The sequence below is a fragment of the Olleya sp. NP1-10 genome, from assembly GCF_055804415.1.
On the sequence record NZ_CM147840.1, the window covers coordinates 2,468,188 to 2,481,348 of the forward strand.

Sequence of the window (13,161 nt, forward strand, 5' to 3'; positions counted from 1 at the left end):
TAAGTTATCAAATAAAAACCGAATAGAAAATTCGAGAGGATTATAGGAAGTAGTTATGTACTAGCAATGGATTATATACGTTTTATGCTATCGTTATTTACCCGTTTAAATATTCATTTCGCTTGAAATCAATTCCTTTTCTAATTAAATATGCGTGATATGCACTTGGAATGTCGTGAGTCCATTTTGGTAAAATTAGAGTTATTAAAATTCTGTCAATATGCGAAATCAGTCCCATAATTATTGCCATTGCAAATGGAATACCAGCGTGATTAAATCCAATTAATGAAGTGAAAGCAATTAGCAAAGTAATTCCCCAAAGTTTTGAAAGCAATGCGTGTGTACAAGTTTCTTTTTTAAATTTTATTAGACTTATTACATAACAAGCAATTTCCATTGCTAGAATTGTCCAAATTACGATTGAATTATCAGCAATCAGTTTTGGGTATAGTATCCAAGTTGCAAAACCTATGGATAGCCAAAATATCATATCAGTTTGACTATCCATTCTCCTTAATTTTGCGGAAGAAATATTTTGTTTTCTTGCAATTATTCCATCTAATATATCAGAAATCAATCCTAAATACATCAATACAACTATTATTATTTTAGAACTTTCTCCAGTAAAATAAGCCAATACTAAAATTATTGGAGCTAGTACTAATCGGAATAATATTAATAAAGTCGGTATGTTCATTTTAATTTTGCTAATGTTAAATATATGGCAAATAACGAGTTTAAGCACCTAATTTAGTAATTAATTATTTGTTAGTCTTTAAGGTGTCCTAAAAAGTGGAAGTCTACAAGTAGGTTAGAGCTAGGTTACTAAAATATATAAGTTTTAACGCTATATACTTAAACTGCTTGTTTCTTTATTAAGATACGTGTAAGCTGACTGTTATATACTGCGCTATAAGTATGTTATAAGTACGGTATAAGCATGCTATAACCACGCTATAACCTATTTTAAAACACGACTTATTTATTTGATTTACAGGTCTTTATCTTGAAAGTTGGTGTTATGGAAAAATAGACACTAATTACCTTTTGTTATTAGGATTTAAAGGCTGTTAATTTTATTATTTATATGCAGTTTTAATACCTATAAATAGAAGACGTTTGCAAAGCAATAAACAATCTATTAGTCGCCAAAGGGAAGAGCTAAATAGCATTAATAACGGTTTGTATACCCTATTAAAACAGGCTTTTTCAATAGCCAAATTAGGACTAAGTTATGAGAATAATTACAAAAGTACTTTATTGAAAAAACAATGAGTTTTTACTTGTTTTTTACTACAGTACTTTGTTGTACGTTGGCTTTCTTCTTTCAGTTTGGTTCGTTTGACTTGCAAGTATGTACAGGTTTTCTACTTGAAATTTTCTATTAATCTATAGCTTTCCAATGGTTTTTTCATAATTCACTTTGGCCAGTAAGAAGTCATAAACCGCTTTAATATATTTTTCTTCGGCTGTTTTTATAGCTTCTTCAGTGTCCAAAATACTGCTATACAAAACCGTACCTAAATTGTATATAGTAAGCTGACTTTGGTGTAGTTGTTTAGAAAGATCTAAGTTGTTCTGATTAATTTGTAAGACATTTTCCGCATTGCTCAATGCTGTTTGACATGTATTGATTTCATTATTTATGTCATTTGTTTTTTGCTGAGTTAATAAGGTCGTTTGCTGAGATTTTAATTGATATTCCTTTGTGATATTAGTGTTTTTTAGATTCCCTGTAATGGGCAATTCGACTTTTAGTCCAATGAAATTAAAAGGCGACCAAAGTTTTTGTGAGTAATTGTAATTTTCGGCTTGAAATTGAGTGGAATAATTACCAACAAATGAAACTGTAGGCAAGTAATATTGTTTACGTTTCTGTAGTTGTAACATATTTGATTGTTGCTGAAATTCTAATTGTTTTAATTCAGTTCTTTCTGAAATATTTGTGTCGATTTGTGTCAATAGATATTCATTTTGAAGTGCTGTTAATGAGTCCGTCAATAGGAGCTGACTTGTTGATTCTATATTCAACTGATACTGTAATTTAGCTATTGCCAAGTCATAATTCTGTTGGGCTTCCAATGCCAATATTTTTACATTTTCATAGTCAAGCTTTGCTTTCAATAAATCATTTTCTAAAAGGTTTTCTAGTTTGTACTTATCTTCTGCCAATGCCAAATATTTTGCATTTCTATCTATAATTTCATTTGCTATTTTTAATTGTTCTTTTTTTAAAATTACATTGAGATAAGCTTCGGTTATTTGTTTTTTTATCATTAAATTTTTCTCACGATTCTTTTCTTGTTCCCATAGCATTTCATTTTTGTTAATTTTTATATCGGAATTCAATCCTGGTTTAAATATTGTTTGACTCAAATCCAAAGAAAATAAAGTGTTGTTTTTAGTACCTAAAGCAATACTCGATTCTTCGCCTGTGCCAAACACATCAGGAAATATCATTGTTTGCAATTGAGTGTTGTATTTTAAATCTCCAGTTGCAGAAATATTTGGTAGCCATTCTTTTTTGCTCTTTTGAATTTTATTTTTTGCCAAATCAACATTCAAATTATTGGCTTGTACATCATATCTGTTTTTCATTCCTAAAGTAATGGCATCTGATAATGAGATTTTTATTTTAGTAGATTGTCCATAACTGCTTATAACAATAAGTAGTAGTAATGCTATTATTATTTGTTTCATTGTGTGTTGTTTTTTTAAATTCTAAATATTTCTACAGGTTCGAGTTTTAGTATTTTTCGCATTGAAAAATAACTACCTAATACGCTAATGGTAAGGGTTGAAAAAATGAGGAATATGATTCGATCTGCCGAGTAATTCATAGTTTGGTTAATGGATAGCATAAAATATTTTAAGCCTATCAACATGGTCATTGCGATAGCAAAACCACAAATAGAATACAGAATGGATTGTATCATTATCAGTTTTGTAATGTATGAATTGCCTCCGCCAATGGCTTTTATTGTACCGTAATCCTTAATTCTATCATTGATTGAAGAATACATGGTGAGTCCCACTATGATAAGACCTGTAATCAAGGCAAACCAAACCAGTATCATAAATGTGACGGTAATACCACTTTCTGTTGCCATATAATCTTTAGTTATATCGCTAAATTCTTTACCTGTAAATGCCTTTACTGTAGGAATGGTAGTTGTAATCGCATTGGCTATTTGTTTATTTAATTCTGGATTTTTGGTGCTTGTTTCTACTATAAATGCACTAACATGATTAGGGCTAAAACCAGTTAACCGCCTTGCCCTCTCGATTGTTGTAACAATATTGTATTCGCCCAATCCAGTATTACCTATAGATATTCCACTAACTAATACCCTTGAATTATTAATGGAAAAATGGTCGCCTTGCGTTAAATTACCTAAGCTCTCCAGATCCGATTCATCTACTATTACTGCACCTTCGTTTTGTAATTCGTTTAGTTTAGTCTCAGCCTGAAAATTTTGAGGAGCACCTACAAAATCAGGGCCTTGAATACCAGACAATACACAACCAAATGTACTGCCCGAAGCCATTGTAATAGTAGCTCCTGTTACAATTACTGGATGTACTTTTTTAACTCCTTCAATGGACTGTAATTCGTATCCGACACGTTTATCTACGTTTGCTAAAGAAATAGATGATTCACTTTTTTCGTTTACCACAAAAATGTAATCTGTATTCCCTTTAATAATTCCTAAGCTACTCTCTATAAATCCATCTAGTAATCCTAATTGTGCCCCAATCAAGAAAACGGAAATAACGATACCGAACAAAATGCCCAAGAGCTTCGCCTTGTCGTATATCATAAATTGAAATGCTGTTTTCCACATAATGCTACTATTTTAGTGTTATGATACAATCTACTCGTGCATTGATAATGGCATTAGAAGTTGGGTTTAGCCGAATTTTTACTGTTCTCACTCTTCGGTCTTCCTCTACATTCTCATCGGAGAATAAGGATTTTTTCTTTAAAAAATCAGCCACAAAAATGACTTCTCCTTCTCCTATTTTATGTCCATCAAGTTGGGATAAAACATCTACTTTCATTCCTAATCGAACTTTATCCGCGAATAATTCATCTACTTCTGTTACAGCAAGGAGCGCACCTTCAGGAGCAAATCGACCCAATTTTTGACCGACTGTTATATAATCTCCAAGATTAACGCTCCATTCTAATATTTTACCATTTTGAGTTGCTTTTATTGATTTTTCGGAAAGCAGTATTTTTTTATAGTTAGTGTTGGCATCAATTTCTGTTTTTTCGCTTTTTATCTGTTCTATTACCGCCAATTGCTTATTATATTCCGTAGTTAGTTTTTGCACTTTGGATTTGCTATCATTTAAGGTTTGAAGTGTGATTGCTTTAGCGGAAAACAATTTGTTGTTTAACGTTAAATCTTCTTTTGCTTTTTGTAAATCAACATGAATGCTTTTAAGGTTTTCATTGGCAGCATTTACAGTAGTAATGTGATGCTTTATTTTACTTTCCTCTAAAGCAAGCTGAGCTACATCTTCTTTTGTGTCCAGACCAATTAACATTTCCCCTTTTTGAACCACCTCATTTTCCTTATGAGGTATATTTATAATTGTTCCCATGCTATTCGCATAGATATATAACAAACCATTTTCGGGTTCTATTCTTGCTATTCCTGCCACTTTAGCAATTTCCTGAGGTTCGGGTTTTGGTTTTTCCGCATCTCTTTTCTCTTCGTTTTGACAGGAAGAAAGAGTGAATATTAATGCTGTTGCGATTAAGATTGCTTTTTTCATCATTTGTATATTATCTAATTCGATTAATTAATTACTTCACTTAAGTTTTCAATAGGATATACTTTGCCGTTTTCAACATTTACAGCTCTGTCTGCATAGTCTATCAAACGTGGGTCGTGGGTAACTACAGCTACAGCTTTTCCGTTTTTAGCGAGTTGTTTTAATTCGGTCATTACGGTAGCTAAACTGTCTTTGTCTAAAGAAGCGGTTGGCTCATCGCATAATACAATTTTGGGGTTGGTTACTAAAGCACGAGCAATTGCGATGCGTTGCTGTTGACCTCCAGATAGTTGTTTGGGTAGTTTTTTTCGATGTTCCCACATCCCCACTTTTTTAAGCGCTTCTTCCGTTCTGTTTTTTAATTCAATGGATTGAATGCCTTGCATTTGCAGGGGAAAAGAAACATTGCTTTCGGCTGTTAATGGAGCTAATAAGTTGAACTGCTGAAACACAAAACCAATAGTATTCAATCGAATTATAGCCATTTGTTTTGCTGTCATTTTCTCTATGATATTTCCATCAATTTCTACCGAGCCTTCAGTGGGGTCTATCAAACACCCAATTAAAGATAAAAGAGTTGTTTTTCCAGACCCAGAAGGTCCAATTATGAGTAATAATTCACCCTCTCTGAGTACTAAATTGCTTTTGTCTAAAGCGGTGATTTGACCTGCTGGAGTTTCGTATATTTTGTTGGCTTGAGATATTCTTGCTATCATGTCTTGAATTTTAATAATGCAAATTTCAAACAATTAATACAGGTAAAATAACTACATTTGACTAATAAATAGTCTAATAAGGTCATAATGGCGATAGAGATAAAACTTAGTAAATCTGTAGGGTTTATTCAGCAGTTTGCTGAAAGTATAGAAGCAAAATCAGAGAATGGTTTTGTTGAAATACCATCCGAAAAAGGAAAAGGGTACTTACGAGGTTTACTATTAGGGAACAGTATAGGCGTAATGATTCGGGATTATGAATTGTATGAAGACTTAGTTCTCATTCGGAATTTAAGTGCTAACACTCCCGAAAAAATAATAATTAATTTCAATAATGTATTTCCGTCTAATAAACTTAGTAATGTCAATAAAAATGAGATTCAAAACCTACCGTTTATACAGGTAGGAAAAGGAGAATTACGATTTGAAAAATTTTACCCAAGTCATATTCAAAATCGTTCTATTCTTATGGTAATAGATTCTGAGAATTTAAAGGCTTTAATCGGTTCACAAATAGAGCATTCTATATTATCTACCATTGTGCAAAGCGAACAACCTTTACTTTTTGAAGAGTTATTATCGCCACAAATTCAAAAAGTTGCATTAGAATTAGTTGATAACGAAATACCTGAAGAACTGAACCAATTTTATTATCGAATAAAAGCTGAGGAAATGATTTGTTTACTTTTTGTGGAGTTATTAAAGCGTAAAAACACAACCGTTTCGGCTTTAAACGAATTGGATGTTCAGAAAATATATGAAATACGGGACAATATTCTTAAAAATTTAGAAACCCCACCTAGTTTAAAATCATTGGCAGAATCAGCTGGGTTTAGTGAATCTAAGCTAAAAAGACTTTTTAAACAGATTTTTGGGAATAGCGTTTATGACTACTATCAAGTATTTAGAATGAAAGAAGCTGGTCGATTGCTAAAAGAAAAAAATGACTGTATCGGACGTAGGTTATAAGATGGGATTTAGCAACTTAAGTCATTTTAGTCGTGTTTTTGAAAAGCATATGGGGTTAAAGCCGAAGAAGTATAGCATGATTTAACTTATCTAACTAATTTCTAGAATTAGTGGCAGAGAATAGCTCTTTTGGTTTTTAGTGCTTGCCTGTGTTTAGTGAAAACCAAATGTACTATTTGTGTGGTAATATTTTTAGCTTGCGTACAACGTGTATGAAACGTAGCGTGTAAAAAGACGCTGACTTTTTGGATTTAACACAAGTCTAATTTTTATTTTATCTATTTGCTTTTAAAGTTTAGAATATACAAAATAAAAATTTGGCGTACTTAATAAATAAGTAGAAGTCTCTCGAAAGTCCTATAATATCTATGTTTTATACACGTTTTTGTAAGTTGTTTAGTAGGTATTCAATTTACTAATCTTCTTTTTTATATTTAAGATTTTAATAAATAGAAGGATATTTTAGAAAAACATAAAAAAAACAGATTAATTTATAAGAATATAAATAAACGTTAAAACGTCATTCTTACAAATTAATCTGAACTTTTAATGGATTATTTGGTATTTAGGTACATCTCTGGGTTTTCTTTAAACATGGCCTTACAAGCACTAGAGCAAAAGCCATATATCTTATTGTTGTATTTTAGGGTATCGGCTATATGTGTTGTTATAGACATGCCACAAACAGGATCTTTGGTATTGTCAACCTTAATATTTGAGGCTGCTTTTTCTGGGTTTAATACAGTTTCCATTCCACTATCGTACATAGACTTTAGCGCTTCTACAATGTTTTTATCTGTATTTTTTTCACTACCAGCTACTAAAGGTGGTTTTGGGTCGTATTCTAAATCTAACATAACCATTTTAGTGTAATTATCCCCTGCAATTTCTCTTAGCATAGCTAAGCTCATATCCATTCCAGCTGTAACACCAGCACTAGTCCAATATTTACCACTATTTGCGTACCTAGTATTTTTTATTTTAGCCCCGTAGTTTTCTTCTAATATCTTTTTTCCATACCAATGTGTAGTCGCTTCTTTTCCCTCTAGTAAACCTGTAGCCCCTAAAATCCAAGCCCCAGTACATATGCTAGCTGTATATTTAGAGTTATTATCAATGTCACGAATCCAATTTAATAAGGTGTCATCTTTAGTGAGTTGGTACGTTTCTTTAAAACCTCCAGGAATCAATAAAACATCTAATTGTTTTACATCAGTAATTGTTGTGTCTACTTGTACTTTCATTCCTCTTGCATCTTCAACAAGTCCGTCGTGAAGACCTACAAAAAAGACTTCGGTTCCCATTAAAGATGTAAACACAGCATAGGGGCCAACCGCATCTAGATTAGCAAATCCATCGTATAATAAAATACCAACGGTTTTAACTTCTGTATTAGGTTCAAGAAATGATGATGTATTATCACTTGAATCATTAACTATAATGACTTCAGGAGACTCTTTTTTACTATTGCAAGACATCATTAAAATAATGCATGTACATGTAGCTATAAGTTTTTTCATATTTTTTTATAATTTAGTAGTTAGTGTTGCACCCCACATTCTAGGGCTACCAAGCATATAAGATCCATATCCCCAAGATAGATACCTTTTGTCGGTAAGATTTCGTACCCAAAAAGCAAGATCTATATGGTTGCTAGAAATTCCAAATCTTGTATTAAGCATACTAAATGCTTCTTGACTATTACTATTTTCAAAATCTAATTGATATTCGCCAATATATTTAAATTCAGTTCTTATAAAAGCTTTTAAGTTTTGATTTGATTTTGAAAAAGAGACACTGTATTGTGCAGCAATCATAGATTGATATTCTGGCGTATAAATAGCTTTATTCCCTTTATAATCTATTGTTGTAAATGTATTAGAATCAAAAAGTTCTAGTTTTTTATATTCACTATGCGATGTGCTTGCTGTCCAATCTATTTGTAAGTTTTTTATTGGTAGTACAGATATTTCTATCTCTAAACCATAATTATCCATATCACCAATATTCTCGGTTGCATAAACAGCTCCATCTGTAGTAGTGGTTAACTGCTGGTCTTTTTGCTGAAAATAGAAAGCGGTTAAATTCACTTTTAATTTGTTATTCCACAAATTATTTTTAATACCAATATCATAATTATCAGAGCGTTCAGGATCATATGTCGGATTTGTATCATTACCAAAATTAAAACCACCAATTCTAAATCCTTTAGCATATGATCCATATAGAATAGAATTGTCTGTTAATTGATAATTTAAAATGAATTTTGGAGTAAAAGCATAAAAAGTTTTATCGTCCGAGCTATCTGTAGATAAAATAGTTACAACATCATCTTTTTCATAACTAGAATTTTGAGTAAGTTTTCGATGCTCCATGTCGTATCTAGCTCCTAAAGTTACATCTAACTTTGGAGTTAAAGCATAATTAGCCTGTCCAAAAAAAGCAACTCCCATATTATCTTTTACACCATTAGTAATAGTAGAATAAGGTGCTGTGGGATCAAATAACGTAAAATCTTCTTCGTAATAGGTAGTGTATTTACTTTTTGATTTATCTAGAAATAAGTACGATCCTATTGTCCAATTGAATTTACTTTCGTTTGCAGGAGAAGTAAAACGAAACTCTTGTGTAATTTGATTTTGTTTATTCCAAGTATCTCCACTAATGAGCTTAGCCGAAGTGAAATCGAAATCATATTTATCTTCAAACCTATTTTCATAATCTAAGAATGCTGTAATAGAGGTAAAATTGAATTTATCTCCATAATATTTAGCCGATATAGAGGCATTAAAGTTTGTTCGTTCTTCTATGTTGTCATAATTACCAAAAGCTTTATAGGGATCATTTAAGGCAATACTATCTGTAGCAACCCAAGGATAAGCTCCTTTATCTTTGTTATTTTCATATCTAGATGTAAAATCTAACGTCCACTTATCTGATACAATATATTTCAGGTTTAAGTTTCCACTATACGCTTCTTTACCGTCAAAATCTTTGGTATCTAAAGTTGGGTTTTCATATACAGCACCTTGTTTATTTAATTGAAGTCCGGCATTTACAAAAAGTTTATCTTGTATTAATGGTGTATTAAATCCTAAACTGTATCGTTGCTGTTGGTAATTCCCAAAATCTAATTCTACAAACCCAGTAGTTTTATTGGTAGGCTTCTTAGTTATTACATTAAGTACACCTCCAAAAGCATTTCTTCCGTAAAGTGTTCCTTGTGGACCTCTTAATATTTCTACACGATCAATATTGTTAAAGTTTAAAGGTGCAGAATAGAAATCGAACTGATAAACCCCATCCACATAAGTGGCTACAGATTGTTCATTAGTAAAGCCCATAGCTCCACGAAAATTAAGAAAATTAGATCCAGTACTATTTCCATGTTCTATAGTAAAAGCACTTGGAGCTAAAGCTGTTAAGTCACTTATAGACCAAACGCGATATTCTTTTAATTGTTTTGCATTTAAAGCAGTTACTGCTAAAGGTGTTTTTTGAAGGTCTGTTTCAATTTTATTAGAAGTTACCAGAACCTCTCCGAGTGATTCTGTTTGATCAGATAAGGTAATGACTAAATATATTTTTTCTTCTGTAACAACTATATTTTTAATTTTAGTTGCAAATCCAATAGCACTAAATTGAATTTGATATTTTCCTGAGTTTAATTTTAAAGTAAACTTGCCATCTAAATCTGTTGCTGTTCCTTTTAAACTATTTAATACTATAATGTTTGCAAAAGGTACAGGTTCGCCTTTTTCTGATGTGATAATTCCTTCTATATTTTGGGCAAAGTTTCTTGTAACAACAAGGCATAGCATTGCCATTATAATGTGTTTGATATTCACTTTATTTCTTGATTTAATTTTGTAATGTATACACTTGAGAAAAGCGCATACTCTATTATGAACCTAATATTTTAAATATTAGATTTTTTGTAAATTCTAAATAAAATCAAATTTTGGAGGACGAAAAACACGAGATAAATACACAGATTTATACACGTTTTTATTGTAGGTTGCGTTTGTTTTAGGAGTATACGCACACCTATATGTTAAGATGTTAAATGTATTTTTGTAATAATAGTATAGGATTTCAATTCTGTCTTTTTTTGAATTAGGTATTTGTTTTTGATCTTGTTTTTCTGTTTTTTTAAGTTGTTTGGTTAAATAACATTTTCCATTGCAAGTTAATTCTGGTTTTTCTTTATTAATACATAGTACTTTCGCAATAAAATCTTGATTAATTTTAAAGTCGATAAGTACCCCAATCTTATTAAGTGAGGGGAGTATTAATGAGAAAATCAGTACTATGGAAGATATTTTTTTCAATTAATTTTTAGTCAGTCTATTTCAGGAAAGTTCATTTCTCAAATTACTTACAACGGTTTAGTGTATGATTTCGTTGCGTGTTTAAGCACTAAAGTTAGCAAATACAAACCAAATAGAAAATTCATGAGGATTTTCGTAAGTAGGCGATTACTAGTAATGAATTATACACGGTGTTAGCAGTAGTACTTTTCATTCAATTAAAAGACTGTCTAAATGCAATCGGTGAAATATTAGTTTTATTCTTAAATAATTTGCTGAATGAGGCAGGGTATTCAAAGCCCAATTCATAAGCAATTTCACTAACGCTTAATTCTGTAGTTGATAATTTCTCTTTTGCTTTTTCAATTAATTTATTCTGAATATGCTGTTGTGTACTTTGTCCACTAATTATTTTTAATGTGCTACTTAGATAATTAGGAGAGAGGTTTAAATCATTTGCAATTTGGGTAACAGTAGGAATTCCATTAATAAGTGTTTCGCTATTATTAAAATAGTTGTTTAATATTCGTTCCAGTTTTGTAAGAATTTGATGATTGCTGATTTTTCTTGTAATAAACTGTCTTTCGTAATAACGTTCAGCATAATTGAGTAATAACTCAACTTGAGAAATGATAATATTCTGACTGAATTTATCAATATTAGATTGATATTCTCTTTGTATATTTTTTAGTAGCTCAATAAGAATATTTTCTTCTTTTTCAGAAAGGAAAAGTGCTTCGTTAACAGCATAGCCAAAGAAATCATAATTTTTAATGGATTTTGCTAATGGTGTATTCCATAAAAAATCTGGATGAATAAGAAGTAACCACCCAGACGCATTTACTTGTATGTTCTGATTTATTTCAATCGTCAATATTTGTTGTGGTGCAACAAATGAAAATATACCTTCATCAAAATCATATGCTTGTTGTCCATAATTAAATTTCTCACTTACATTTCGTTTTAAACCAATAGAATAAAAATCTTGCACCCATTTAATTTTATCTGAATCAGTAGCATAATTTACTTTACTATAGTCTATTAAACTAATAAGAGGGTGTTCAGGCTTGGGCAAATTACTATAGTTGTGAAATTCGCTGATAGATTTAAATTGATGCATTTCTTTCATACTTTAAAATTAAGAATTAATTTTCTTTATGTAACACCATTCCTGCGTGATAAAGAATTCCATTTCTGAATTCTCCATCTGCCGTGAATCCAGTATCATCTTTATAATCAATATGATTTCCTGTTACAAGATAGTCTCCTTGGTAAGCACTTTTTTTATGCCCTCTTGCTTCGTCATATCTATTGTTTGGAAGTAATTCGTGACGGATATTTCCATCTTGGGTTACCCACATTCCAATATATGCTTTTGACTCTTCTATTGTCATTTGCTTTCAGAATTTATTTTTTAAATCCTGTAGATGTTCCTAAAGTTCTGTTTTCTTCCAGGGCTTTCTGAATTGTATCTATTTTTAGCTTAGCATAATGATGCGCATCTTCTCCCATAAAGAAATGTACTGGAGGATTTTCTTGTTCATTTAAAGTAATTAAAACTTCGGCACCTTTTTCTGGGTCATTTGGCTGATTACCATCTATATCATTTAAATGTGCTTGTTCCATTTCACGAGCAGATTTATATTCATCAATTGGATTATTAGGTGTTTTAACAGAACCCTTTGATAAAAAATTGGTTCTAAAATAACCTGGGTATACTAAGGTTGTGTGTACTCCAAACGCTTTCATTTCTTCCGCTAAAGCCTCTGTAAAGCCTGCAACAGCAAATTTTGTAGAGCAATAAATTCCAAAACCTGCAAAATTTCCTGTATAACCACCTATGGAAGCGATGTTGAAAATATGTCCCGATTTTTGTTTACGTAGATATTTTGAAGTATTTCTAATTACGTTTAGTGTGCCAAACACATTTACTTTAAAATTATTTTCAACTTCTTCTTCAGAAAGTTCTTCCAAAGTTCCAATTTGACTATAACCAGCATTATTAACTAAAACATCAATTCTACCAAAATGATTAATCGTTGCTTCAATAGCTTTTTTAACATTTTCGTTATTTGTTAAATCCATTTCAATTGGTAAGAATGTTTCATTTTCTTCTCCAACCTCTTTAATTAAGGCTTGTTTGTTTCTTGAAGTAGAGACAACATTATAACCTTGTAATAGCAGTTTTTTGGTTAATATTAACCCTAAACCTTTCGATGCACCTGTAATAAACCATACTTTTTTTGTATTCATATTCTTTAAATTTAGATTATGATACAAAGTTGGCTGATTTAAGAGTGTTTTACTTTTCCAAATCTAAGAATGATATAGTCAAATCTATCTTATCTGATGATTTTTGGACGTATTACCGATAAGGGTTT

12 protein-coding genes are annotated in these 13,161 nt (G+C 31.1%); 2 read left to right on the top strand and 10 right to left on the bottom strand.

The genetic code is table 11. The features are described 5' to 3' along the window. Nucleotides 1–97: 97 nt before the first annotated feature. The 5 genes from AC0L4B_RS11575 to AC0L4B_RS11595 form a co-directional block, all read right to left on the bottom strand. Nucleotides 98–697: a CDP-alcohol phosphatidyltransferase family protein gene (locus AC0L4B_RS11575; RefSeq protein ID WP_473437044.1), complete on the bottom strand. Its 600-nt coding sequence runs from the start codon at nucleotides 695–697 to the stop codon at nucleotides 98–100. Nucleotides 698–1,389: 692 nt separating this feature from the next. Then, nucleotides 1,390–2,700 (bottom strand): TolC family protein, encoded by a 1,311-nt coding sequence (locus AC0L4B_RS11580; protein WP_473437045.1) that lies wholly within the window; start codon nucleotides 2,698–2,700, stop codon nucleotides 1,390–1,392. Between the two features lie 14 nt (nucleotides 2,701–2,714). Then, nucleotides 2,715–3,845, bottom strand: a complete 1,131-nt coding sequence (locus AC0L4B_RS11585) for an ABC transporter permease (RefSeq protein WP_473437046.1) — start codon at nucleotides 3,843–3,845, stop codon at nucleotides 2,715–2,717. Nucleotides 3,846–3,852: 7 nt separating this feature from the next. Then, a complete protein-coding gene (locus AC0L4B_RS11590; RefSeq protein WP_473437047.1) occupies nucleotides 3,853–4,788 on the bottom strand; it encodes an HlyD family secretion protein in 936 nt (311 codons plus the stop codon). A 20-nt stretch (nucleotides 4,789–4,808) separates the two neighbouring features. Further along, nucleotides 4,809–5,501, bottom strand: coding sequence for an ABC transporter ATP-binding protein (locus tag AC0L4B_RS11595; RefSeq protein ID WP_473437048.1), 693 nt, complete (start codon nucleotides 5,499–5,501; stop codon nucleotides 4,809–4,811). A gap of 87 nt (nucleotides 5,502–5,588) precedes the next feature. On the opposite strand from AC0L4B_RS11595, the gene AC0L4B_RS11600 reads away from it, so the two are divergent. Further along, nucleotides 5,589–6,470: a helix-turn-helix transcriptional regulator gene (locus AC0L4B_RS11600; RefSeq protein ID WP_473437049.1), complete on the top strand. Its 882-nt coding sequence runs from the start codon at nucleotides 5,589–5,591 to the stop codon at nucleotides 6,468–6,470. A 1-nt stretch (nucleotide 6,471) separates the two neighbouring features. Beyond that, nucleotides 6,472–6,555, top strand: coding sequence for a hypothetical protein (locus AC0L4B_RS11605; protein ID WP_473439438.1), 84 nt, complete (start codon nucleotides 6,472–6,474; stop codon nucleotides 6,553–6,555). Between the two features lie 469 nt (nucleotides 6,556–7,024). Here AC0L4B_RS11605 and AC0L4B_RS11610 read toward each other — a convergent pair whose 3' ends face one another. From AC0L4B_RS11610 to AC0L4B_RS11630, 5 genes are all read right to left on the bottom strand, one after another. Further along, nucleotides 7,025–7,990: a DJ-1/PfpI family protein gene (locus AC0L4B_RS11610; RefSeq protein WP_473437050.1), complete on the bottom strand. Its 966-nt coding sequence runs from the start codon at nucleotides 7,988–7,990 to the stop codon at nucleotides 7,025–7,027. 6 nt (nucleotides 7,991–7,996) lie between these two features. Then, nucleotides 7,997–10,297: a TonB-dependent receptor gene (locus AC0L4B_RS11615; RefSeq protein WP_473437051.1), complete on the bottom strand. Its 2,301-nt coding sequence runs from the start codon at nucleotides 10,295–10,297 to the stop codon at nucleotides 7,997–7,999. 697 nt (nucleotides 10,298–10,994) lie between these two features. After that, nucleotides 10,995–11,900 carry a helix-turn-helix domain-containing protein gene (locus AC0L4B_RS11620; protein WP_473439439.1) on the bottom strand — a complete coding sequence of 302 codons (906 nt, stop codon included), beginning with the start codon at nucleotides 11,898–11,900 and terminating at the stop codon, nucleotides 10,995–10,997. A 25-nt stretch (nucleotides 11,901–11,925) separates the two neighbouring features. Further along, on the bottom strand, nucleotides 11,926–12,174 hold the full coding sequence (locus AC0L4B_RS11625) for an Atu4866 domain-containing protein (protein WP_473437052.1): 249 nt from the start codon (nucleotides 12,172–12,174) through the stop codon (nucleotides 11,926–11,928). A gap of 13 nt (nucleotides 12,175–12,187) precedes the next feature. Beyond that, the gene (locus AC0L4B_RS11630) at nucleotides 12,188–13,033 is read right to left on the bottom strand and encodes an SDR family oxidoreductase (protein ID WP_473437053.1); all 846 of its coding nucleotides are present in this window, start codon (nucleotides 13,031–13,033) and stop codon (nucleotides 12,188–12,190) included. Between the last annotated feature and the right edge of the window lie 128 nt (nucleotides 13,034–13,161).